The organism is Saezia sanguinis (assembly GCF_003991585.1).
GTDB lineage: Bacteria > Pseudomonadota > Gammaproteobacteria > Burkholderiales > Burkholderiaceae_C > Saezia > Saezia sanguinis.
The window spans coordinates 222496-246109 of the sequence record NZ_PQSP01000004.1; the positions used below are offsets into that span (position 1 = coordinate 222496).

The window sequence follows — 23614 nt, forward strand, 5'->3', positions numbered from 1 at the left end:
AAGGACACTGAGGATGCTTTTACCTGCACCGCTTGGGCAGGCATTGGCAGCATTCTATAATGAACCGCATAACCTCATTTCCATCGACGTCAGTGCAGCGTGCAAACTGACGCCCAAACATAGCGTATGACATCTCAAACCCGTTCCGACACGGTTGAATCGGCCCGGATTCCGGCAGACCAGCCCGTGGTTGCCAGTTGGGGAACCCTGTTTTCCTCCGAATACATCTGGCGCGCAGTCGCGGTAACCGGCGGGGTGGCGTTGTATGCCATCAATGTGCTGATCGTGGCGACCATCATGCCCTCCATTGTGGCTGAAATTGGGGGCGTGAATTATTATGCCTGGAGCACAACGCTGTTTGTGGTGGCGTCCATTCTGGGCTCAGCACTGACCGTTTCTGTTTTGAACCGCTGGGGTGCGCGTACCGCGTATTTGGCTGCCATGGCGGTGTTCATGCTGGGCAGTCTGGTCTGCGCGCTGGCGCCCAGCATGCTGGTGCTGCTGGCCGGGCGTACCGTGCAGGGGCTCAGCGGCGGCGTGCTGACCGCGCTCAGTTATGCGTTGATCCGGCAGGTGTTCAAACCCTTTTTGTGGCCGCGTGCGATTGCACTGGTATCGGCCATGTGGGGCATTGCTACTTTATGCGGCCCGGCCATTGGTGGTGTGTTTGCCGAGTACGGGTTGTGGCGCTGGTCTTTTGGCGTGCTGCTGCCGGTGGCGGTGGTGCAGGCGCTGATTGTGCTGAAACAACTGGCGCGCGGCGTGCAGCGCGAAGCAGGCAGTACGGGCCGTGAAAAAGCATCCATCCCGTGGCTGGCGCTGACACTGCTGGTGGCATCTGCGATGGTGGTTGCCGTCAGCAGTCTGGAAAAAACGCGGTTATGGATTCCGCTCTCGGGCTGTGTGGGTGGCCTGCTGCTGGGCGCACTGGCAGTCTGGGTGGACAGCCGCAGCCAGGGTACGCAGATGCTGCCGGTTGGCGGGCACAGCCTGCGCATGCCGCTGGGGGTGGTTTATGCATGTATCTGGCTGCTGCAGGCGGGCATCATGGTTGAGATTTATGTGCCGTATTTTTTACAGCAGTTGCACGGGTATGGCCCGCTGGCCGCAGGCTATCTGGCGGCCGTCATGGCGGCGGGCTGGAGTGCGGCATCGCTGTTTTCATCGGGGCGCAGTGGACAGCGGGCCAGCCAGATGCTGCGCCTGGGCCCGGTGCTGTGTGCGGGCAGTCTGCTGGCGCTGGCAGTGTTATTGCCCTGGCGCTGGGATATTTACCCGCTGCAACTGATGTTCTTGCTGGCAGCGCTGGCGGGTACCGGTTTTGGCATTGGCTCCACCTGGCCGCATCTGCTGACCCGGGTCATGCAACTGGCAGCGCCCGGGCAGGGCGGGCATGCCTCGGCAGCCGGAACCACACTGCAACTGTATGGCATGGCCATTGGCTCGGCACTGGCCGGGCTGGTGGTGAACGCCACCGGTGGCGGGCAGGAAGGTGCACCGCCGACGTTGATCGGGCAGGCGGCGCTGTGGCTGATGGCCGGTTTTGTTGTGCTGCCGGCGCTGGCTGCCATACTGACCTGGCGCCTGACTCGCAAGCCCGATGGCGCATGATACAAGCGCTTGGTATTAAAGCTCAGCGTTAGAGCTTGGCATCAGCGCTCGGCATTAGCGCCGGTGCTGGTGCAGCATTACTTCAGAAAGAAATGGGTGATCGGGTTGCTTGGGTCCAGCAGCAGCTTGACCGCCATGATCAGGCAGACCACAATGATCAGCGGCTTGATGACTTTGGCGCCAAACCGTACAGCAAAGCGTGCGCCCAATTGGGCACCGATGAAAGCCCCCACAGCCATGGTGAGCGCAACCGGCCACACAATGGCACCCTGCACGCCAAACACCAGCAGCGCGCCGACATTGCTGGCTGCATTGCCCAGCTTGGTGTAGGCAATAGCGCGCAGAATGCCAAACCCCAGCAGCGATACGAAAGCGATCATGAAAAACGACCCGGCGCCCGGGCCGAAGATGCCGTCATAAAACCCCAGTACCGGTGCCATGGTCAGGCAGAATGTGAAGTAGGACAGTTTGGCCCTGGTGGATTCGTTGCTCAGCTTGGGTGACAGATAGAAATAAATCGCCACAATGATCAGCAGAATGGGCACCAGCACCTGCAGGGCAGACTGCGGGATCACACTGGCCAGCACTGCCCCGATGGCGCTGCCCAGAAACGACATGCAAAAGATCGGCCAGCCGGTTTTAAATTCGATCAGGCCGCGCCGGGCGTAGGCAATGGTGGCGGAAATGGTTGCCGCCGAAGACTGGAACTTGTTGGTGGCCAATGCGGCCAGCGGGTTAACCCCTGCCATCAGCAGTGCAGGCAGTGTAATGAGGCCACCGCCGCCGGCAATGGCGTCCAGAAAACCGGCGCCAAACGCCACAAAAAACAGGATGACAATGGTTTCGATGCCCACGATGATGTGATTCCCAACAGATAACAGGCTTTTGAGACGAGCCGGAAAAAATCCGGGGCAGATCCAGCAGCACCAGGCGCAAGTGTACGCCAGTTTGCAACTTGTTTCATGCGGTAGCATTAAGCAAACACCGGCAAAGGGCAGCAGTGCCCCAGCATACAAACTGTGCTGTTTTTATCCGGCATGGATGCAACTGACAAGAATTGGCACTAAAATCTGACAATAATGTAATATTACAGATAGAAGAAGCGCCATACCAGATAAACACCCCCATTTGGTGTTTATCTGCAAAACACCGGGTGAATGCCGTCAGATGCCATGAGCCGCGCGGCAGAGCCATCGCCAGAGTTGATACGCTGTCACCGGGGGAAAGACTGTTGCACTGACTGCAAGTAGGCACTTGTGGCAGATGAATCTGTCAGTGTTGTTCATCCGTGGTGTTTGCATGAGCAAAATGCACTAAAGGCGCCAAAGGCAGAAAAGCCAATGGATGTGAAATTTTTGTCACCGTACCGGCACAGGTATGCATGGTGCAGTGATTGTTTTGGTAAGTCGAATGTGAAGGAAAACCATGCCGATTCAAGCAATAAAACCGCAAAAGGCATTTGATCTCATTGAAAAGGGCGCCCGTTTGGTGGATATCCGTTCGCCGGACGAGCACGAGCGCGAATACATTGACATCGAAGGTGTGCGCAATGTGCCGATTGAGCGTTTTGCCGGGAAAAAGCTGAAGGCCGATAAGGATACCGTGGTGATTTTCCACTGCCGCTCCGGTGCGCGTACCCGGATGAATGCCAAGCTGCTGGAAAAAAGCGTGGCACCCGGACAGGCCTATTTCATTGAAGGCGGTCTGAACGCATGGAAAAAAGCCGGTCTGCCGGTATTTACCGCACCCTCTCAATCGTTTGAAATTTCGCGTCAGGTACAGATGCTGGTCGGCGCCTTGGTTGCTGCGGGCGTCACACTGGGTTTTGTGATTTCGCCATGGTTTCATCTGGTAGCCGCATTTATCGGGGTGGAACAGCTTTTTGCCGGGCTGACCGGGGTGAACCTGCTTGGTTACCTGATGATGCAGATGCCATGGAACAAAAAAGCACACCGGTATGCGGGGCTTGACCTGGATGAGTAGAAAAGAGTTATATTGCCAATCATGTCCGGTTGGCCGGATATTTTGAAAACGTGTTAAAGGGAAAACCATGCTGTTCAATCTGGGACTGACAGACCGGGTAGTTCGCATTGCAGTTGGCCTTTTGCTGATTGCGCTGGCTGTTGCCGGGCAGATTGGCTGGTGGGGCTGGCTGGGCCTGCTTCCGCTGGTGATGGGCATCATCGGGTTTTGCCCGGTGTACCTGTGGCTGGGCATCAACACATGCAAAAAGCAACCGCAGGATTCAGCCCCCGGCACAGATCAGCAGCAGCGCTGAAACCGTGTGCGTTTTGATCTCTCTCGCGTGCCGCTGCTACCCGGCACGCAGCAAATCCAAATGAATTGTTTCTGATGAAAAAAAGCACCTCAAAATGAGGTGCCTGGTGGTTTTAGCATGGATAAATGCGGTTTTTAAAAAAGCGGGGAATATCTATCCAAAACGAAAAATGGCACCGTATCAGTCAAAGTTTCTCTTTTCAATGATGTTTCCATTTTTATCCCACCAAGTCCAAAGCCCTTGTGGTTTGTCATCCTGATAATAACCTTCTTGAGATTTCTGACCATTGTCATGCCACCAGGTCCAAAGCCCTTGCTTTTTGTTATCCTGGTAATGACCTTCACGAGCTTTCTGACCGTTTTCATGCCAGCGGGTCGAAAGTCCTTGCATTTTGTCATCTTGATAATGGTCCTTCGACATTTTCTGATCATCATGCCAGAAGGCCGAAAGTCTTTGTATTTTGCCATCTTGATAGTAGCCTTCCGAATGTTTCGCACCATCGCCATACCACCAGATGGGCCAAAGTCCTTGCCGTTTGCCGTCCTGATAGTAGCCTTCCATCATTTTCTGACCGTTTTCATGCAGCATGGTGTATAAGCCATCACGGCGTCGTTCTCCGGTCTCTGGTAATACTATCGCAGTATAAGGTTCTGTTGCCTTTTGCTCTGATGCATAAAATTCCTGCAGCAAAGCCTTGCCTTGTGTAGTTATGCCAAGAAATTTGAAGTAGCAGGTTGTTTCATTAAGGACGAAACATGGCTCTTCCGCGATCATTTCACCCACTTTCCATGGTGCGGCGGCTGTGGCCTGAGGGTCAAGGGTGTAAGAGGTGTTTTCCTGAGAGGGTTGTTGCGCATGGGCTGCAAAGACCATCACAAAACAGGATAAAAGAAGTAACAGCTTTTTCATGGTGTAAACCTACTTTGAAATGTACTATTGATTCTAATGTAGATTTTGAATTGAATTGTCACTTTAACCCTTGACGCACTGTCATGCACCGTCGTCCATACCCTCCACCACAAAACGCACACGCTGCTGGCCCTGCCATTCGTCAGCTTCCAGCCGGTAGGCCAGGGTTGCCCTTTGCGGCAGCGGCGCACTGCGGCCAAACCAGATACCGTCGACCACCTGCTGCTGGTAGTTCAGTTTGAGCGCCAGGTGTTTTTCCCCGACAATGCGCTGCGAGAGTATCTGCAGCGGTTCACTGAAAACAGGGGCGGCAAAACCGTTGCCCCATACCGCTGTTTGCAGCAGGTGTGCCGTTTGCGGTGTGCAATAGCTTGCAGGCAGCGGCCCGTCGGTTGGCAGTGTGCGCGCCAGCGTGGCGGCATCCAGCAACTCGGCGGCAATCTGTGCCAAAACACTGGCAAATGTTTCAAAGTCCTGTGCCCTGAGGGTGCAGCCCGCAGCCATGGCGTGCCCGCCAAACCGCAACAGCATACCGGGATGGCGCTTTTCCACCAGGTCCAGCGCATCACGCAGATGAAAACCCGCAATGGAGCGTCCGGAGCCTTTTAAGATCTGTTCCTGACCGGGCGCCTGGCTCGGGGCAAAAACAAACGCGGGGCGGTAAAACTTTTCTTTGATGCGCGAGGCCAGAATGCCGACCACGCCTTCGTGAAACCCGGCGTCATAAATAGCGATGGCCGCCGGCAATTGTGCGGCGCTGTCCAGTTGCTCATCAACCGTCAGGTGTTGTTCCAGCAGTACCAGCGAGCGCTCCAGCATGTCGGATTCAATGTCCTTGCGCTCGCGGTTGATCTGGTCCAGCGTACCTGCCAGGCGTGTTGCCAGTGCTGCATCGTCGGTGGTCAGGCATTCTATGCCGATGGTCATATCAGCCAGGCGTCCGGCGGCATTCAGGCGCGGCCCCAGCGCAAAACCCATGTCAAACGTGCTGGCACGCGCCGGGTTGCGACGCGCCACCTGGAACAGCGCGGCCACGCCGGGCTGCATCTGGCCTTTGCGCATGCGCTCCAGCCCCTGTGCCACCAGGCGGCGGTTGTTGGCATCGAGCCGTACCACATCGGCCACGGTACCCAGCGCCACCAAATCAAGCAGTTTGTCCAGCCGGGGCTGTGTCTGCGCGTCAAAACGGCCGCGTGCGCGCAGTTCGGCCCGCAGGGCCAGCAGCACATAAAACATCACGCCCACACCGGCCATCGCCTTGCTGCTGAAGCTGCATTGCGGCGCATTGGGGTTGACGATGACATTGGCTTCAGGCAGTTTCACCTGTCCATCAACCAGCGCGGGCAGATGGTGGTCGGTAACCAGCACTTGCAAACCCAGTTGGCGGGCGTGTGCCACGCCTTCCAGGCTGGCAATGCCGTTATCCACCGTAACCAGCAGCCCGGCACCGGTGGCCTTGACACGGTCTGCAATGGCCGCGGTCAGCCCGTAGCCGTCCACAACGCGGTCCGGCACCAGGTAGCTGAGCTGTTCACGCGCAAAACCCAGCATGGCCAGTCCGCGCAAAGCCACGCTGCAGGCGGTGGCACCGTCACAGTCGTAGTCTGCCACAATGCACAGTTTGTGCTGCTGCTCCAGCGCGTCGGCCAGCAGCAAAGCCGCTTCATGCGTGCCTTCCAGCGTATCGGGTGGTAGCAGCCGTTTCAGGCTGGCATCCACCTCGTCGATGCTGCTGACGCCGCGTGCCGCATACAGGCGCGCCAGCAGCGGGTGTATGCCGGCCTGCTCAAGCTGCCACTGGGTGCGGGGAGGGATGTCGCGCGGAATTAAATGCATGAACGCCATTGTAATCGGATGCTGCTGCGGCGGCTTTTTCCCCGCAATGGTCCATATGCAAGGTGTTGAATCAGCGCGTTAAAGCGCTGCCAGAATCTGTACCGGCTCCGGTGGCTGGTGGAACCATTTCTGAATGCCGCCCCACAGGCTCTTTTGTCCCTGCCACTGCCAAAAACCGCAACTGCCTGATAAAGTCAGTTGCACCGTCTGGCCGCTGCGGTAAGCTTCCAGCAGCGTGGCAATGGGGCCGGCATCCAGCGTTTGCCAGGTTTGCAGCCATGCCGGGCCGTCGCCTTGCAGGGAGGGCAGGCGCAGGCTGTCATCCATGATCAGGTCTTGCGGCAGGTGTGCCTGTGCAGGCAGTATGCCGCAGCCGGAAAGCCAGATGCTGTTGACATCCGGCTCTCCGTTGTCACGCCGCTGCCGGTTTACCGCCAGGCGGTACAGCAGCATTTGCACCTCATTTTGCAGGCGGCGCAGTTCTTTGGCAGGCTCAGAGTCATCGGGCAACCAGTCGTCCACGTCCTGCCCGATGGCGCGGTCAATGCTGGCAGTAGCCAGTTGTTGCAACAGTTCATGTGTGGCATACCAGCGCAATGCCGTGCCCCATTGCAACTGCCAGCCTTGCGCGGACAACAGCGGTTGCACCGCATCAAACAAGGCACGCGATTCATCGTCGCTCAGGCGCAAATTCTCCGGCACGCTCATGCTGATCTGGTCCAGCCCCACTGTCCAATGCACAGGCGTGATCTCTGCCCAGCAGTGGCCGGCAGCATCCAGCCCCTGGGCTGCCATGTGCAGGCTGGCGGCGGGGAAGCGGCCATCATCGCAGGAAAGACCCATCAAATGTGCCAGCACACGTTCGTGCGGCATGTTCAGGCTGTACGGATCGCTTTTATCCAGCCCCCTGTCATTCAGGCGCGCGAGCAATTGCTGCAAGTTGGGCAGCTTCAGATGAGCGGCCAGCGCATCCGTATTGGGCGTGACGGCAACGCTGTGAGCGTGAGTAATCAATAAATGCATCGCGCTATTGTGTGCCATGGCAGGCACTCTGCGCAAGTACGGCAGGCAATGCCGCCGGTCAGGCAGGGGGCTTGCATTCCCTATGCTTGGGGGCAGGACGGCGGGCAGCCATATAAAGACCGCTTTTAAAAACACATGACCATATGCCCATACGCTGCCATCAAGCCACCACCTGCATACAACCAGCGTTTATAACCGGACTTTACCGTGCAGGAGGCTTATATGCCACCTTACTGCCCTGTCAGCCTGATCAGGCCGCAAATGACAATCCTGCCGGGCGCGCTATACTGGCAGACATATCAAGGACAAACAGACAACAGCAGCTATTGCCTTTAAAATGAACAGCTATGGATGAGCGGTCGAGACTACTTCTGAAAACCCTGGTTGAGCGTTACATTGCAGACGGTCAGCCGGTGGGGTCGCGCACGCTTTCCAAAGCCTCCGGACTGGAACTCTCGCCAGCGACCATCCGCAACGTGATGGCCGATCTGGAAGAAATGGGGCTGATCACCAGCCCCCATACCTCGGCCGGGCGCATTCCCACACCGCGCGGTTACCGCATTTTTGTCGACACCATGCTCACCGCCCACACGGCCAATGAACGTCTGGTGGCCGAAGTGCAGCGCAATGCCGGCCTGCCCAGCGGGCAGCCCAAACAGGTGTTATCCGGCGCGGCACATATGCTCTCGGAACTTTCGCACTTTGTCGGGGTGGTCATGGCGCCACGCCACAACACCGCGTTTCGGCACATTGAATTCCTGCGGCTGGCAGCCAGGCGGATTTTGGTCATCATCGTGGCAACCGATGGCGATGTGCAAAACCGCATCATCCATACCGCGAATGACTATAACCAGAGCGAACTGGCCGAAGCGGCCAACTACCTCAACAGCAACTTTACCGGGCAGGCGCTGGACACGGTGCGCCACCAACTGGCCGGTGAAATTGAAGTGCTGCGCGGCGAAATCGTTGAGCTGATGCGCTCGGCGGTAGAGGCCAGCACCGGCAGCGACAATCAGGCCGAAGAGCAGGTCATGGTCTCCGGCGAGCGCAACCTGCTGCAGGTCAGCGACCTGGCCGGCGACCTGGAATCGCTGCGCAAACTGTTTGACCTGTTTGAACAGAAAACCCAGTGGCTGCAACTGCTGGACGTATCCGACAAGGCCGAAGGCGTGCGCATCTTCATCGGTGGCGAAAGCCATGTGGTACCGTTTGAAGAACTCTCGGTGGTCACCGCGCCCTATGAAGTCAACGGGCAGATTGTCGGCACGCTGGGCGTAATCGGCCCGACCCGCATGGCGTATGACCGCATGATCCAGATTGTCGACATCACCTCGCGGCTGGTTAGCAATGCACTGAGCTACAAGCCCGACGGCTCCGACGCCTGAGCATGGCCAAAAGCTGGGGCAAAATCAAAAAAGAACTGGAACAGCACTGGATGTGCGAAGCCACACGTGGCCGTGTCAGCTACTTTCTCACGCGTTACCGCCAGGCGCACGACCTGCGCGGACGCGTTGCCGTTCTCATTGATGGTAAAGAAGTGCTACAGAGCTCAGACCTGGAAACCGAATGCGAGAACCCCGGCCTTTGGGGGCGTGCAGAACAGCAGGGCATGAACCCGGTCATGCTGGCCGCTTACGAAAAAGGCCAGTTTCACACCAGCCTGTTTGAAGAAAGCTACCAGGCCTACACCAGCCAGAGCCTGCAGGACAATATCCAGTCAGCCGACCCGCTGGTGCGGCTGTTCACACTGTTTGACCGGCGCATCGGCAGGCAGCAGATCAAAACACTCAAAAACACGCTCGTAGGCAATGCACCGTTTCTGCAAACATTCTATGCATTTCGCCTGCAGTGCGAATTTCTTGCAAACACACCAGCCAGTCCAAAAGCACTGCCTGCTGAACAGCTTAAAAATAACGACTTAAAACAGTGACCATCCCGGCGAAGCCGGAATAAAAGAAGTGCCCGAAACGGCAAACGCTATGTGAACGCCTGCTATTTTCAACTGGTTGCGTTACAGTATATAATCACACCTTTTGAGGCGATTGCCTTATCACAGAAAAAATATCGGGCCTATAGCTCAGTTGGTTAGAGCAGCGGACTCATAATCCGTTGGTCCCTGGTTCAAGTCCAGGTGGGCCCACCAAAAAATATAATAAAATCAAAACTATAAATCAGCAGTCGTATCAGACTGCTTTTTTATTTGCGGAAATTTTTCCGCAATTATTTTACTGGCTTCACCTTGGCACCAACTGTGCCCCTGACATAATGATCAGTCATGGCCTCGGTTGTGTGCCCCAGTAACTTCTGAGCGCTGCGAATGTCCTGCATATCATCAACCTGTGTCGTGGCCTTAGCCCGCATGTCACGCAGTTGAAAATCCTTTTTGTCCACCTTAGCGGCGGCTCTGGTGGTGCAGCATCAGGAGCGACCGCAGTGGCTCTTGGCGGCAGCGGTGGGCCCGGGAAGAATTATTGTCGCTGAATATATTTTGTCCTAATCGTGGCGTTATAATTTTGACCCATGATCTATAAACCTGAAATTGACGGACTGCGTGCCATTGCTGTTTTGCTGGTGCTTTTGTGCCATGTGGGGCTGGCTTTCCCAGGCGGCTACATTGGCGTGGATGTCTTCTTTGTTATTTCGGGTTTTTTAATCACCAGCATTCTGGTGTCGGATTACGAAAACAGGCGGTTTAATCTGGTCAGGTTTTATGCCAAGCGATTTATCCGCCTTTATCCAGCACTTTTGGTTGTGATTGTTTTGGTGTGTGCAGCAGCGTTTTGTTTAGCGGATCAAAAACTATTAAAAACAGTATTACATTCTGGTAGTTATGCAACTGCTTCTATATCCAATGCCTATTTCAGCAAGAATTTAGGATATTTTGATTTAGGGACTCAGTTTCAACCTTTTCTGCATACATGGACATTGGGTGTTGAGTGGCAGTATTACCTGCTGGCTCCTGTTTTAATCTGGATTCTGCTCAAGCATTCTAAAGAGGCTCTGATCATCGGGTTGGCTGTAGTTGCAGGTTTTTCGCTGATGTTTTCCCAAATCGGGGTAGAGCAAACACCAAATACAGCATATTACCTTTTGCCATATCGGGCTTTTGAATTGTGCATCGGGTCCTTACTGGTGTTTATTTATCACAGGGTACTCCATGCTATTACGGCGGCAGTTTTGTGTATTGTTGGGTTAATTGCAATACTGGCAGCAGCATTTTTATATTCTGCACAAACACCATTTCCGGGGTATGCAGCGTTGCTTCCGACTGTAGGGGCGGCGGCTGTGATTTACGGGGCTGGTGGATTTGCCAAAGGGAACCTGCTGCGCTGTGCTCCCGTTGTTTACATTGGAAAAATTTCTTACTCAATCTATCTGACACACTGGCCGCTGATTGTTTTTTATCAGTATCTGCTGGTTACACGACCAATGGCGTGGGGAGACAGGATTGTTTTGCTTGGACTTTCAATTCTGTCAGGTATGGCGCTTTACCATGGCATTGAATCAAAAGTCACCTGGAAAAAGATCGGCAAAAAATGGCTTTGGTGCATTGGTCTGATCGTTCTGAGTGTGGCGATCGCTTTGGGGGCAAAGTGGGGTTATAAAAATATAGATGCATTCAGATGGCGGGTGACAGGGCTGAGTGCTGAAGAATCTCAGTTTGTCGAGAGAAAATATGTAGTGCTTGACAAGCTGGGGGACGCTGATGGGCAACCCGCGGCCGTTTTGTTGGCTGACAGCATGGGGTACAACTATGCTATTGGTTTTGATCATCTCATGGCAGATAGCGGGTATTATTTCAAACTGGCACTCAGAGGGACGTGCTGGATGGTTGATGCAGAATATACGTTTAATAATGCACTTCATCTAGATCCTGCAGATATAAATAAATGTAGAGATACTTACCGGCGAGGACTCTCGTATCTGGAAGGGAACAACCTGCCCTTAATACTTGCACAGGAGTGGATGTACAAAGATGCTTTGCTGCAAGGTGATCAACCCATATATATTTACCCTGGAAATGATGAGTACTATGATTTCATTTTAGGCAGGCTCAAAGCTTTGCGGGAGAGGATGGGAGATAGAAAGATCATCCTCATTGGTGTCCCGCCATATCATTACAGTAACAATGATGAACGCAAAAATACAGGATGCAGAGGACGCCCCACGTTCTTGGTGGATGTGTGTCAATTTGCCAATGATGAAACGTATCTCATCGAAGAAACATACACCTACCGGATGAACAATATGCTTCGTCAGTTTGCGCAAGAACACCCCAACACATATTACATTGACACATCAAATATTATTTGTCCTGATGGAATATGCAGTACAAAAAATGATGACAGGTACTACCAACTGAATGACATCAATCATTTTTCGTACAAAGGCTCCGTGCTCGTGGCTCCTATGCTGATGCAGCAGATTGAGGAGATTATCGGCGTTAAGCTTCACCGGGACAATTCATTGCGTCAAGCAATGTAAATTGAAAGGCAATATCAATGACCAATGGATATATCAGAAAAATGAAGGCAATCTATACGCCCAGTGGCATTTTGATGGGCGGCGGTGGTCGTGATGGTGTTGCTAAAGGTGCCGTGGGTGTACCTGGCTTGGGAACAGGCGATTCCATGGGCGGTGGCGGCGGCGCTAAATGGGCTGTAGTCGTAACAGGCTCAGATATTTGTGACAAGTACGAAACCGGCCAATTAGAGCTGCAACAGGAGCAGCCTGTGAGTCGATAAAAAACCAGTCCCCTTTGGGGATGGGGAAGTAACAGATAAAAGGTAGCCGCCTACGGGTGGCTTTTTTATTTAGCAGTAAAAAGACGGGCGACCTGATCTGAGTTGGATATGTGCTCTGACCGGAGCTGTTATATAAGGAATAATTTATCATGATAGACTACCGTAATAATTCATAAGGAGATAAACAATGCGTTATTTATGGATTGCAATCATCTCATTGGTTTTTTCAATTACAGCGTTTGCACAATACCAAGGTCCAGGAACAAATCAAGGTGGTTTTGTGGGACCTTCTGCACTGACCGAGGTATCCAAGGCATCACAGGTTGGCAATGCACAAGAAGATGCCCCTTGTATTTTGGTCGGCAACATCGTTGAAAGGCTTAACCGTGATCGCTATACATTCAAAGATGAAAGTGGAACTGTGGTAGTGAATATTCCTCCGCATGTATTTAGTAATACAACTGTGACTCCTGAAACTAAAATCCGTTTGATTGGAGAAGTTGGAGGAAAGCGTCACTCAGATCAACGTCAAGATCCACATGTGCGCGTAAGGTATCTAGAGGTAGTGAAATAACTTCCCTTCTAAAACATACAACCGCCTTCGGGCGGTTTTTTCGTTCACATTACTCACTGTTTGGCTACGATCATAGAACTTCATTCTTATAGGAGTTAGTATGAAGACAGCAGCAAAAAAATTGGCGTTAACTTTTAGTTTGGTAGTAGCATGCTCTGCAGTTGTTGCTCAGGCTGATCGGACCAGCGATCAGTTTAAATCTAACCTATCACTTATAACAGGTGGGCCATACGAGGTCAGTGGAACCGTGGCACAAATATGTCAGGAAGCAGCAAGAATTCAAAGTAATAATCCTGGGCGTTATTTCTATACTTCATTAGGTGGATATGTGACAGAGGGGGAAGCTGGACCTTCCAAAGAGTGGGAGGGAAACATTCTTTGTAGAATGAGTTTTGTTGGCAAACAAAATCCGCAAGAAAAAGGTGAGGAATCAGGGTATACCCGTAAAGGATTAGTTAGATGCGTAACTGGCAAGTTGGTAAATGGCAGTGACTATTGCATTATTAAAGAATAGGGTAAGACTACTTTGTTGAGGCTATAGAAGAATGTCAAATTCTTAGCAATAGCATCCTCAACATTCTTGGTGGTGGATTTTTGTTCACCTAATGATATGGCAGCCGTCTACGATGAAGTAGGCGGCTTTTTTATTGGGCAAAAGAAAAACACAGGATATGAAATGCAAAACCTATTCAAGACAGTGAAAGGCCATGTGATACAGGCAATCGGAGTACCTGCCGCAGGAGTCGGAAGCTTCCTGGTGATATCTATGCAGGACGATGTGTTCAGGGTATTGGGGGTGACTCTATCGAACTGGTGTCTGATCGTGTCGTTTATTTACGGGCTGTTTCAACTTGCGATGGCAATCAAAAAGCACGCACGAAAGGACGACGAATGATCACTACAGCAAAAGTCATTACCCCGTTTGTGTGTGCTGGCGCCGGATTGCTTGGGGCTCCTGTTACCGTCATGGCTCTGACGATCTTGGCAGTAGTCGCCATGTTCTGTACAGATATATGGGGTGCGGTAAAACCTAAGTTTTATAGCATCTGCAGGCGCAGACGTTTTCTATCCCGGCAGACGAACCGGGTCAACTGGCCTAATCAGGCACATGAACTGCCGCCAATTGAATATGAGGAAGTGAAATGGTACTGAAAAGCAAAAAAGTCATAGCTTCTGTCATTGCCGGACTGGTCGCCTTGGGTGGTGGTTACTACATGACCCAGGGTGCTTACGATCAGGGCAAGGTATTCGAGGGCTACAGCGAGACGGCATATCCCGACGTGGTGTATGGTTGGGCTCTGCCAACAATCTGCCGTGGGCATACGAAAGGCGTATATCGGGGGCAGGTAGCTACGCCGGAACAATGTGAGCAATGGTATCAGGAAGACATGGCCGAAGGACAAGTTATTATGCGTGCAGCTATTGGAGATGAAATTTTCGATAGTCTGACGCAGGGTGAGAAAGAAGGCTACGGCATGTTTGCACACAACACAGGGTACTTCAAAACACAGCGCACAGGCCAGCCCACCAGCATGTACACGCGCCTGATGAATGGCGACAGGGTAGGTGCTTGCAAGGCTTTGCTGATGTACAACAGGGCCAATGGCAAGGTGCTGAATGGCCTGACAACCCGCAGGCAGTTTGAATATCAGCGCTGTATCAGTGAGTTGGAATGACGAGTACCGCCCTGGCTAAAGGGTGGCAGGGAAATCGGTCATTTTTTCTCCTAATGCAATGATTTTAAAAGGATTAGGGGTGCAGGTATCTGGTCATCTGAAACGGGGCATTTGCCGTTACGTGGATTCCCGTAACGGAATTAAATCAATAGGTTACATATGGACATCATCAAAAAGTACCTTCCAGAGATGGGCGCTGTTCTGGCTATTGTGGGGCTGATCATCTGGGGGACTGTTCAAACCTTGAGACTGGAAGCATCCAGGAATGAAACACAAAAGGCCATACTTGAGCATGAACAGTACAAGATAGCCCAGCAGGTAGAAATTTACAGACTAAACATGCAGCATCAGGAGGACTTGGAAAATGTCAGAACACAGGCAAACAGTGAAGCAGTGCAGAAAGTGGAAGATGAGCGCCGCGCTGGTGTTGTTGCTCTCAATGACAGTAATAGGCTGTACCAGCGAGAAATCACCCGTTTACGTCAAGCCTGTAATTCCACCCCTACCAGCGGAAGCAATGATGCCTCAGACCCCATCGGAGTGCTTGCCAACCTGCTTACAAGGTCTGATGCGGGAGCGGGAATCTATGCAAGAACTGTGCTGACGAACGCGGAATTGCATTGAGGGCTTGTAATGCTGCTTATGAGGCGCTCAGGAATCCTTAAACCTGTGGTAATAGACCTCTGGAAACCCGCATAAATAGGCCGTGCATTTTCTATACTTATTACCATGTAAATGTTTATAAGCAGCATGAACACACGGTTTTATGCTGAACTCATAATCCGTTGGTCCCTGGTTCAAGTCCAGGTGGGCCCACCAAATAAAACAACAGGTTAGCTTTATTATGGGCTGGCCTGTTTTTGTTTATATTCCCACCGGGGGAATATGATCACAGCGCCGGGCGTTTGGTTTTCTTGCTGCGGTCATAAATATTTGCAGTCGTTGCCGGATTTTTATGAAGGTTTGGCAACATGTTGGTTGCATCTTTATATTGCGTGGTGTAGTAGGCTCTCAGATCATGGAATGTGAGCCGATTTTCTGCACTGATGATTCCGCCATAGGCAGTGTCAAAGATGATTTTTAACAGACATGGGTTTGTTTTTACTATTTATAGACACTGCATATTATGCCTGTGAGCCTGTATTCAAAATATGGGCGTGGTCATAGTACCGCAGATCAGGATTTATTTTGCGGTTTGATCAGCCGTTCACCCTGGTTGCGGGCATTGCCGACCGCTCGGTCAACCTTGTACCAGGCAAAGTGTTCAGATTGCTGTGATGCTTTTTCCAGGATTTCACGGGCACGTTTTGATGTGATTGAGGGGTCTAGCCATTCACGGGCAAGCGCAGGAGGGAGGACGACAGGGCGGCGGTCGTGGATATCCACCATGCCGCCTTGAGAGTCGGCCGTGATGACGACAAAGCCATCATGTTCAACGTGGCCTGAGAATTCACCAATGGCAGCAAAGAACATGGGCTCTTCGGTTTTAAGGTGAATGTAATAAGGCTGTTTTTGCCGGATTGTCCTGTCCACTCATACCAGCCATTGGCCGGGACCACACAACGGTGCGGCCAGATCGGTGCAAAGTATCTGGACTCTGCAACAGCTTCTGAACGGGCATTGATCATCGGTGCACGGTTCTTTGCCCAGGCTGGTTTCCAGCCCCAGCGTGAAGCTTCAATGGAAATGCCGCGTTCTGTGCTGCGAAAGATTTTGACCAGTGTGGCAGGCGCGACGTTGTATTTTCCGATGGGGATGTTGTCATAACACCGAAGAGTTCTTGCTGGGGTTTGAGTGCTTCAAGGTACTCGAAGACTCTGGCAAATTGGACAAAACGACCGCACATGTACCCACTGTAAACGATTTACAAAACAGCGCTGTTTTCGTGGGATACGCAAAGATAAATATTACTTGGCTTATTTTAAGTTTCCTTTAGAATGCAAAATTATGGGCGCTCAATTAAGGAGACAAAAATGAATAAGACGACTTATGCAAAATTTCAACAGAGATTAGCAGAAATCGTCCATGCTTATCTGGGGCAAAATCCTGAAGCATTGCGTTTAACACAGTCGCATACCGGACATGGAAAAGACAACACAACGCGGCGCAATTATGCTCAGGGAGCTTTAGATACTTTGGTTGGACTTTTGAACGGTTTGAACAACGACGATATTGAAGGTTTTTATCACTGGTGCGGGAAAAACGGCTTAAATACGTAAGCTTTTCTAGATCTGGGCCGCTATGTCTTTTGCTGTCTTGCTGTAGTGGGTATTCTGCAATACCCTTAAGTCACAGTGTCTGCTGATCTTTGTTTGTGTTATTAAATAAACATAAATTTAGGATCTGATGTATAGTGGGTAGCTGGAATGGTTTGTTACTTTAAGTGATTTTTTACTGATTTGTTTAAGGGGCACCATATTTTTATATTTTTTAGGAGCTCCTTAAATGAGTAACAAATTGTACGTTGGTAATTTATCTTATTCTGTTAGTAGCAGTGACCTTGAAAGTGCTTTTGGAGCATATGGTTCTGTTAGTTCTGCTACTGTTTTAATGGATCGTGATACTGGCCGCTCCAAGGGGTTTGGTTTTGTAGAGATGAGTAATGCTAGTGATGCCAAATCTGCTATTTCAGGTCTAAATGGAAAATCATTGGATGGCCGAGATATGATCGTTAACGAAGCAAGGCCTCGTGAAGAAAGGCCTAGCAACGGAAATAGAGGCGGCTTTAATAGAGAAGGTTACGGTAAAAGATGGTAACCTTATCAAATCAATAAAAAGATTAAGTTATAAAAAAAACCACCATCAGGTGGTTTTTTTATTCAAGCGACAAGAAATTTGTTTGTGATATATACCGCTTCTGATGCACTCAGGAAGTCTTAAAATTTTTTCGCAATTATTTTATTGACTTCATTTTGGCGGTGGCTTTGGCCTTGTTAACTCGACATGCACCTGCGCCGATTCGCAATCGTCTGTCTGAATGAGGGGGTGAGGTAAGCCTGGCGAACGTGATCATCAGTACTCGCTACACGATGGTAAACCCGTTTCCGGGGTATGAGGCGTATGTTGTGGTGCAGCTTCAGTACGGTGGTGGACGGATGAAAAACCCCCGGTAAAGATGGCATATTAGGTCATGCGCCTTGATCGGAACTATAGTATGGCAAACCAATTATAGGAGCAGACATGGGCGTTTCCGATTTTTTGTACATGGCGATCACGCTGCCTGTTTATTTTGCCTTTACGTTATGCTGCTCCATGGCTATAACGTTTATAGCATCCAAACTACTTAACAAGCTGACGTTCCAATTTTTATACAAAAGATGGGGTGTTGCCGCGCTGTCCCTGGTTTGGTACTTTATTTGCCTATTTTTAACAATACTGCTGACCTGGATCATTTTTTACGCATTGCTGAGCCTCCTTCCAGTCACGCTCTCTCTATCCATAGCCGGGACGTTTACATATATAGTCGTGATGGCTTATGTAACATCGTTGATCGCTTCGTTTTTCTTCTGCAGGTGGGTGTTCAAAAAAACTGTTTAATCAATGTTTGAAATTCAATTCTGCCTAGTCGTCGGCATAACAGATGGCGATACTCTTAAGGCCTGCTGTGGCGAACCTGGAAATTATGAACAAGTGAGGGTGCGCATTGTTTTGCCATAGATGTGCCTGAAAGCAGGTAGGCATTGCTTGGGCCTATGTTCAGTGCGCTAAAACCATCAGCATTTATACGCGGTTCAGGAAGATGTCAAAACCAACAGGCGCAGCCTGTGGGTAGATAAAAATACCATTCCACCGCGGGAGTTGAGAAAGAACGGGAGAGCTCAGTGAAGAAAATACTAGCAGTGATGATTTGTGCTTTTGCGATGGTTGGATGTACCAAATCATCACCATGCTACTCTCCCAGTGACGTATGCTATAGCGCATATGTTAGCAAGGTGCTGGGAGGCTTTATGCTTAAAATAAGGAAAGATTCAGAAACCGATTTATAGAATATGAACTGTCTCTTGAGGTGGTTTTTTATTCGCCGGATAACGAAGCGGCTGTCTACGATGAGTAGGCGGCTTTTTTCTTGGGCAAAAGAAAAACACAGGACAAGAAATGCAAAACCTATTCAAGACAGTGAAAGGCCATGTGATACATGGCAATCGGAGTGCCAGCAGCAGGGGTCGGAAGTTCCCTGATGATCTCCATTCAGGACGATGTGATCAGGGTAGGTGCGTGCAAGGCTCTGCTGATGTACAACCGGGCCAATGGAAAGGTGTTAAACGGCCTGACAACCCGCAGACATTTTGAATATCAGCGCTGTATCAGCGAACTGGGGTGAAGAGCATAACCAAGGGGCAAGTAAAAAACCCCGCCAAGGATGACTACCGAGGCGGGGGGATAAGCTTAGTCAATCACGTATTAAGAATGGGCTCTTTATACGCAGGCAAAGAATACATCTGCCATATATGGCTGTCAACGGCACAAACAGGGATTTGTGATTTTGGGCGTCTACTAATTCACATATTGATGAAAAAAATACCCCGCCAAGGATGACTACCAAGGTGGGGCAAAGGATAAGTCGAATACGTATTAGGACCGGGTGCCTTAATACGCGAATTCAGAATACATCTATTGGTTAGTTTTTGTTATAGGGTTTATCGCGATGGACATCATCAAAAAGTACCTTCCAGAGATCGGCGCTGTACTGGCTATTGTGGCGCTGATCATCTGGAGGACTGCTCAGACCTTCCGTCTTGAGGCAGCCCGCCATGAAACAGTAATGGTCACGCTGGAATTTGAAAGCTACAAGGTAGCTCAGATGCAAGCAATGTTGCTGGAACGACAGTGTGAACTTGAACAAAGGAAGATTGAACGTAATGAAAGCGAAAAAAGAGAGCAGCAGATTATGGTTGATCTGGATATTGCTAATGCTAAGTATGACGGGGTGCGCTCAGAACCCGCCCGAGTACGTCAAGCAGCAAGTCGACTCGCTACCGGCAATTGCACTGTCGCCGCCCACACCATCCGAGTGCTTACCGAGTTGCTTGGCTGTACTAAAGCATCACCGTGCTACTCTCCCAGTGACGTATGCTATAGCGCATATGTTAGCAAGGTGCTGGGAGGTTTCATGCTTAAAATCAGGAAGTATTCAGAAACTGATTTATAGAATATGAACCGCCGGTTAAGGTAGTTTTTTATTCACCGAATAACGAGGCAGCCGTCTATGATGAGTAGACGGCTTTTTTATGGGGCAAAAGAAAAACAGAAATCGTGCTCACCAAAATCCCAAAAATCATCTCAACCGTCAGGAATCCGAAAGGCATGCCGGATGTGAAGACAGCCGCAGCCCACACAGCGAGGGGCAGGTCAATCAACAGCCGGATAAATGGCAAATTAAGTGACAGATGAATGAAACCAATGGGTGTGTACGTAAATGCGGTGCTGGTTTCTGGCCACTGGAGCGGGAAACTTCCTGTTCTACTCAAACGATAACGGATAAAAAACCGTCGCAAAGGGCGAGACAGGGATTTAAGTTAACAAACATTAACCCTGCGTATAAAGAATGGGCTCTTTATACGCAGACGGAGAATACATCTATCAGTGAAGGCTGTCAATGGTATGTAATGTAAAGAAGTCTCATTAACTTTATGTAGCGGCAAAGACATCAACAGTGCTTCAGTCAATTGCAGATCAGAGAAAAAATAAACCCCTCACATATTGTGTCTGATAAGCACAACCACGTGGCTGATAAACACGAAAAGTGTGACTTATTTAACGCGTATTAAATCTGTGGGCCCAATTGCCCTTGATAAAATTTTAAAAAGATGCACAAAAAATTTAATCTGAAAAGAGTGCAGTAACATGTTGGAGATGAAATGAACAGAGTGCATAAAACCGTGTGGAGTCAGTCCTTAGGGCAATGGGTCGTGGCTTCAGAGATGGCAAAAAGCCATGGGAAGAGCCAGACGCAACAACTAAAGGCGGGTGGAGCTAAAAAATCGGTAGATTTTTCCGAAGCGGCAGTTAAATGTCTGGGTAGCCTGGCTGTTGGGGCAGGGCTGGCATTGGGCATATCCCCGGTTTGGGCGGCAACCTGTACCACAACAGCGGCAGGAATTCTCCAGTGTCAGCAAAGCACTGCCGGCGAAGAGCTCAACTACAACGAAACCGGGTTGACAGCACCCATTTATGTATTGGGAACCCTTGTAGGGGGGGAGGCACCAGTTTCCCTGGTAGTCAATGACAGCACGATTACTGGTGGGACAAGTGGACATGGTGTTACGGCACAAGGCAAGGGGGCATCGCTGATATTCAACGGCACCAACAGCATCACACTGAACACAGCAAATGATACAGCTGCGCTAGTCATGGGATCGTCTGGTGGTCCTGGAGATGCATCCATTACTGTGAATGGGCAGTTGGATATCAATATTGATCATGCTGGTGTTACCAACTCTGATGGGCTGGAAACACATGGTGAAAACACGAGCATTATTCACCACGGGGAAGGCACCATTACAACCAATGGCGGTAATGCGATCTACACAACTGCAACCAACAGGGCTGAAGTTGTGATCGATGGTTCTGCTGTTAACCTGATTGTTTCGGGCGACAGTAACAATGGCATCAGAGCCAGTGGTCAGGAGGTGGTGGTTGATATTGCCAATACATCCATGACGACCTCTGGTAATGGCGGAAATGGCATTTATGCCACCACGACAGCGGGCAGCATTGAGATTACCAGCACAGATAGCGCTATTACTACCACGGGCGATAGTGCATTTGCAATCCAGGCACAAATTACCAATGCCGGTGCTGCCAGTGGCGGTATCACCATTAACCAGACCGGTGGTACCTTTAATACCTCAGGAACCTTCGGTCATGGCATCCATGCATCCACCAATGCTGCCTCAGGCGACATTAACGTCAATATGACCGATACGGTGATGAACCTTAAAAACTATAACAGTGATGGTATTTATATCCAGAACACCAATGCTGGGGTATCCGATGTCAACGTCAATGTGACGACCAACGGCGGTGCAATTAACCTGATTGACCCCAATGTGGCTGCCACTGCCGGCTCCAACTTCGGTATCGTTGTGCAGCAAAGTGGTACAGCAGCTGGTGATATCACCATCCACAATAACGGTACACAAATCACAACGGGTCTGGCTGCCAATGGTAGCGCATCAAACTCATCTGCCATTCGTGCAGAATTTTTGGGTAATGCAGCAGCATCAGGCAATATTGAGATTGTCAATTCAGGGACGCTGTCGACCCAGGGTGCAAGTGCTTATGGTATACATGGCGTAACAGCCGGAACTGGCAGCATTGATATCACTAATACGGGTGATATCACTACGATGGGTAGTACTGCATATGCAGTGTTTGCACAAGTTAATCATGCTGGTGCAGCCAGCGGGGGTATCACCATTAACCAGGTGGGAGGCACGATAAAAACCTCAGGCACTTATGCCCATGGTCTCGGTGCTGGAACCAATGCCGTCTCGGGCGATATTCATATGAACATGACCGATACGGTGATGACACTAGGTAACGGTGCTGGTATTGCGGCCGAGAATTCCGCTCCCGGGGCATCCGATGTCAATGTCAATATCACCACCAATGGCGGTGTCATCAACCTGATTGATCCCAATATAGCAGCCACTTCCGGTCTTAATTACGGTATCATTGCGCTACAAAGTGGTGTGGCTGCCGGTGACATTACCATCCACAACAACGGCACACAAATCACCAGCGGTCTGGCAGCCAATGGCGCTGCACCAAACGCTTCTGCCATTTATGCGACATATGCAAATGCAGCAGCAACAGGCAATATTGAAATTGTCAATTCGGGGGCACTCTCCACCCAGGGTGCCAATGCCTATGGCATCTATGGCGTAACAGCCGGAACCGGTAACATTGATATTATCAACACAGGCGCTATCACCACGCAGGATGCCAAGGGTATTTTTGTGCAAGCCAATACGGGAGACGCAACCGTCACTGCAAGCGGAGACATTACCACCGGGCAGGCCACAGCTACCTCGTACAGCAGCCATGGGATTGATGCGGGCAGCAACAGTGGTAATAGTACTGTTAACTATGATAGCGGTACCATCAAGGTGACAAGCACCAACGCCATAGGCATAGCCGCATGGGACAGAGGCAGTACCAACAGCAGCGTACAGGCCTACATCAACCTGGGCTCTGGTGCTGTGATTGACGCCACCGAAGGGGTGGTGGGGCTGCAAATCAGAAGCAACGGCACTGGAGAAATCAATATCGCCTCAGGCGCACAAGTCCATGGCGGCAGGCTGGGCGGCGTACAACTCACCGGAACCGGTACCGGCATAGGCAGCTACACCCTGAACAATGCCGGTGAAATCGATGCGATGAGCGACCAGGCCATCCTCTCCTCAGCGCCTGCAGGCAGCACCCTGAGTATCACCAACGACGGCACCATCACCGGCTACATTACCGGCGGTGCAGAAGACACCACCTTCACCAACAACAGCTCCAACAGCTGGAACCTCAGAAACTTTGCCGACACCGATGCAGACGGCGTACGCGACACCAAAGCCGTTGCCGTCAGCGACTTTGGCGCTGGCAATGACACCTACATCAACACCGCCACCGGCACCCTGCGCTTGGCTACCGTCAGCGGCGAAACCACCACCGTGACCACAGGCGAATACGTCCCCGTTGGCGCCCTCAGCAGCAGCAATGCAGGCATCGTGCACGGACAACTGCTCAACCTCAACAGCTTCGAGAACGCAGGCACCATTGACCTCAGCGCCAATGGACTCGCAGGAGATGTACTCGTCATCACCGGAGGCACCACCCCCGGCAGCTACGGCAGCGGCCAATACATCTCCAACGGCGGCAACCTCAGGATAGACAACCAACTCAGCGGAGCTGCACAAAGCCACACCAGCAAATACGACAGCAGCGGTTATGCGCTCTCGGCAGAAAT

22 protein-coding genes, 1 tRNA gene and 2 pseudogenes are annotated in these 23614 nt (G+C 51.1%); 20 read left to right on the plus strand and 5 right to left on the minus strand.

Features of this window, described 5'->3' with window-relative positions:
* Positions 1-126 precede the first annotated feature (126 nt).
* Complete coding sequence (locus CUZ56_RS09385) at positions 127-1611, plus strand: MFS transporter (RefSeq protein ID WP_126980136.1); 1485 nt, start codon at positions 127-129, stop codon at positions 1609-1611.
* Between the two features lie 77 nt (positions 1612-1688).
* On the opposite strand, the gene CUZ56_RS09390 is transcribed toward CUZ56_RS09385, so the two are convergent.
* Positions 1689-2465 (minus strand): TSUP family transporter, encoded by a 777-nt coding sequence (locus tag CUZ56_RS09390; RefSeq protein WP_239442341.1) that lies wholly within the window; start codon positions 2463-2465, stop codon positions 1689-1691.
* Positions 2466-3036: 571 nt separating this feature from the next.
* Between CUZ56_RS09390 and CUZ56_RS09395 the strand changes: the two genes are divergently transcribed.
* A complete protein-coding gene (locus tag CUZ56_RS09395; RefSeq protein ID WP_126980138.1) occupies positions 3037-3594 on the plus strand; it encodes a rhodanese family protein in 558 nt (185 codons plus the stop codon).
* A 67-nt stretch (positions 3595-3661) separates the two neighbouring features.
* Positions 3662-3889 carry a YgaP family membrane protein gene (locus CUZ56_RS09400; RefSeq protein ID WP_126980139.1) on the plus strand — a complete coding sequence of 76 codons (228 nt, stop codon included), beginning with the start codon at positions 3662-3664 and terminating at the stop codon, positions 3887-3889.
* A 180-nt stretch (positions 3890-4069) separates the two neighbouring features.
* Here the strand turns inward: CUZ56_RS09400 and CUZ56_RS09405 are convergent, their stop codons facing one another.
* The 3 genes from CUZ56_RS09405 to CUZ56_RS09415 form a co-directional block, all read right to left on the minus strand.
* The gene (locus tag CUZ56_RS09405) at positions 4070-4798 is read right to left on the minus strand and encodes a toxin-antitoxin system YwqK family antitoxin (RefSeq protein WP_126980140.1); all 729 of its coding nucleotides are present in this window, start codon (positions 4796-4798) and stop codon (positions 4070-4072) included.
* An 81-nt stretch (positions 4799-4879) separates the two neighbouring features.
* Positions 4880-6634 (minus strand): single-stranded-DNA-specific exonuclease RecJ, encoded by a 1755-nt coding sequence (gene recJ / locus CUZ56_RS09410; RefSeq protein WP_126980162.1) that lies wholly within the window; start codon positions 6632-6634, stop codon positions 4880-4882.
* Between the two features lie 78 nt (positions 6635-6712).
* Positions 6713-7675, minus strand: a complete 963-nt coding sequence (locus CUZ56_RS09415; RefSeq protein ID WP_126980141.1) for a hypothetical protein — start codon at positions 7673-7675, stop codon at positions 6713-6715.
* A gap of 329 nt (positions 7676-8004) precedes the next feature.
* Here CUZ56_RS09415 and hrcA point away from each other — a divergent pair, with 329 nt between their 5' ends.
* From hrcA to CUZ56_RS09470, 11 genes are all read left to right on the plus strand, one after another.
* Entirely contained in the window at positions 8005-9042 is a 1038-nt protein-coding gene (gene hrcA, locus CUZ56_RS09420) for a heat-inducible transcriptional repressor HrcA (RefSeq protein WP_126980142.1), read from the plus strand.
* Between the two features lie 2 nt (positions 9043-9044).
* Positions 9045-9587, plus strand: coding sequence for an SF0329 family protein (locus CUZ56_RS09425; RefSeq protein WP_126980143.1), 543 nt, complete (start codon positions 9045-9047; stop codon positions 9585-9587).
* A gap of 136 nt (positions 9588-9723) precedes the next feature.
* Positions 9724-9800, plus strand: a tRNA-Ile gene (locus CUZ56_RS09430).
* Between the two features lie 377 nt (positions 9801-10177).
* Positions 10178-12142 carry an acyltransferase family protein gene (locus CUZ56_RS09435; protein WP_126980144.1) on the plus strand — a complete coding sequence of 655 codons (1965 nt, stop codon included), beginning with the start codon at positions 10178-10180 and terminating at the stop codon, positions 12140-12142.
* Positions 12143-12183: 41 nt separating this feature from the next.
* Positions 12184-12402, plus strand: coding sequence for a hypothetical protein (locus CUZ56_RS09440; RefSeq protein ID WP_126980145.1), 219 nt, complete (start codon positions 12184-12186; stop codon positions 12400-12402).
* 187 nt (positions 12403-12589) lie between these two features.
* Positions 12590-12976 (plus strand): YgiW/YdeI family stress tolerance OB fold protein, encoded by a 387-nt coding sequence (locus CUZ56_RS09445; protein ID WP_126980146.1) that lies wholly within the window; start codon positions 12590-12592, stop codon positions 12974-12976.
* A gap of 100 nt (positions 12977-13076) precedes the next feature.
* Positions 13077-13490, plus strand: coding sequence for a hypothetical protein (locus CUZ56_RS09450; RefSeq protein ID WP_126980147.1), 414 nt, complete (start codon positions 13077-13079; stop codon positions 13488-13490).
* Positions 13491-13586: 96 nt separating this feature from the next.
* Positions 13587-13871, plus strand: coding sequence for a hypothetical protein (locus CUZ56_RS09455; protein ID WP_126980148.1), 285 nt, complete (start codon positions 13587-13589; stop codon positions 13869-13871).
* On the plus strand, positions 13868-14128 hold the full coding sequence (locus CUZ56_RS09460) for a hypothetical protein (protein WP_126980149.1): 261 nt from the start codon (positions 13868-13870) through the stop codon (positions 14126-14128). The genes CUZ56_RS09455 and CUZ56_RS09460 overlap by 4 nt, the downstream gene beginning before the upstream one ends.
* A complete protein-coding gene (locus tag CUZ56_RS09465) occupies positions 14119-14652 on the plus strand; it encodes a glycoside hydrolase family protein (protein WP_126980150.1) in 534 nt (177 codons plus the stop codon). Before CUZ56_RS09460 ends, CUZ56_RS09465 begins: the two co-directional genes overlap by 10 nt.
* Before the next feature lie 159 nt (positions 14653-14811).
* A complete protein-coding gene (locus CUZ56_RS09470; protein WP_126980151.1) occupies positions 14812-15276 on the plus strand; it encodes a DUF2514 family protein in 465 nt (154 codons plus the stop codon).
* 552 nt (positions 15277-15828) lie between these two features.
* Here the strand turns inward: CUZ56_RS09470 and CUZ56_RS16355 are convergent.
* Positions 15829-16409: pseudogene (locus CUZ56_RS16355) on the minus strand (SOS response-associated peptidase family protein).
* Positions 16410-16625: 216 nt separating this feature from the next.
* Between CUZ56_RS16355 and CUZ56_RS09480 the strand changes: the two are divergent.
* From CUZ56_RS09480 to CUZ56_RS09505, 6 genes and pseudogenes are all read left to right on the plus strand, one after another.
* Complete coding sequence (locus CUZ56_RS09480; protein ID WP_126980152.1) at positions 16626-16871, plus strand: hypothetical protein; 246 nt, start codon at positions 16626-16628, stop codon at positions 16869-16871.
* A 226-nt stretch (positions 16872-17097) separates the two neighbouring features.
* Positions 17098-17409 (plus strand): RNA recognition motif domain-containing protein, encoded by a 312-nt coding sequence (locus CUZ56_RS09485; protein WP_126980153.1) that lies wholly within the window; start codon positions 17098-17100, stop codon positions 17407-17409.
* Between the two features lie 783 nt (positions 17410-18192).
* Positions 18193-18320: pseudogene (locus CUZ56_RS16180) on the plus strand (thermonuclease family protein); the annotation flags it as partial.
* 467 nt (positions 18321-18787) lie between these two features.
* Positions 18788-18973, plus strand: a complete 186-nt coding sequence (locus CUZ56_RS09495; RefSeq protein WP_126980154.1) for a glycoside hydrolase family protein — start codon at positions 18788-18790, stop codon at positions 18971-18973.
* Between the two features lie 324 nt (positions 18974-19297).
* Positions 19298-19801 carry a hypothetical protein gene (locus CUZ56_RS09500; protein WP_126980155.1) on the plus strand — a complete coding sequence of 168 codons (504 nt, stop codon included), beginning with the start codon at positions 19298-19300 and terminating at the stop codon, positions 19799-19801.
* A gap of 709 nt (positions 19802-20510) precedes the next feature.
* Positions 20511-23614, plus strand: a 3104-nt coding sequence (locus CUZ56_RS09505; protein WP_148113756.1) for an ESPR-type extended signal peptide-containing protein, incomplete at its 3' end; no start/stop codon positions are given.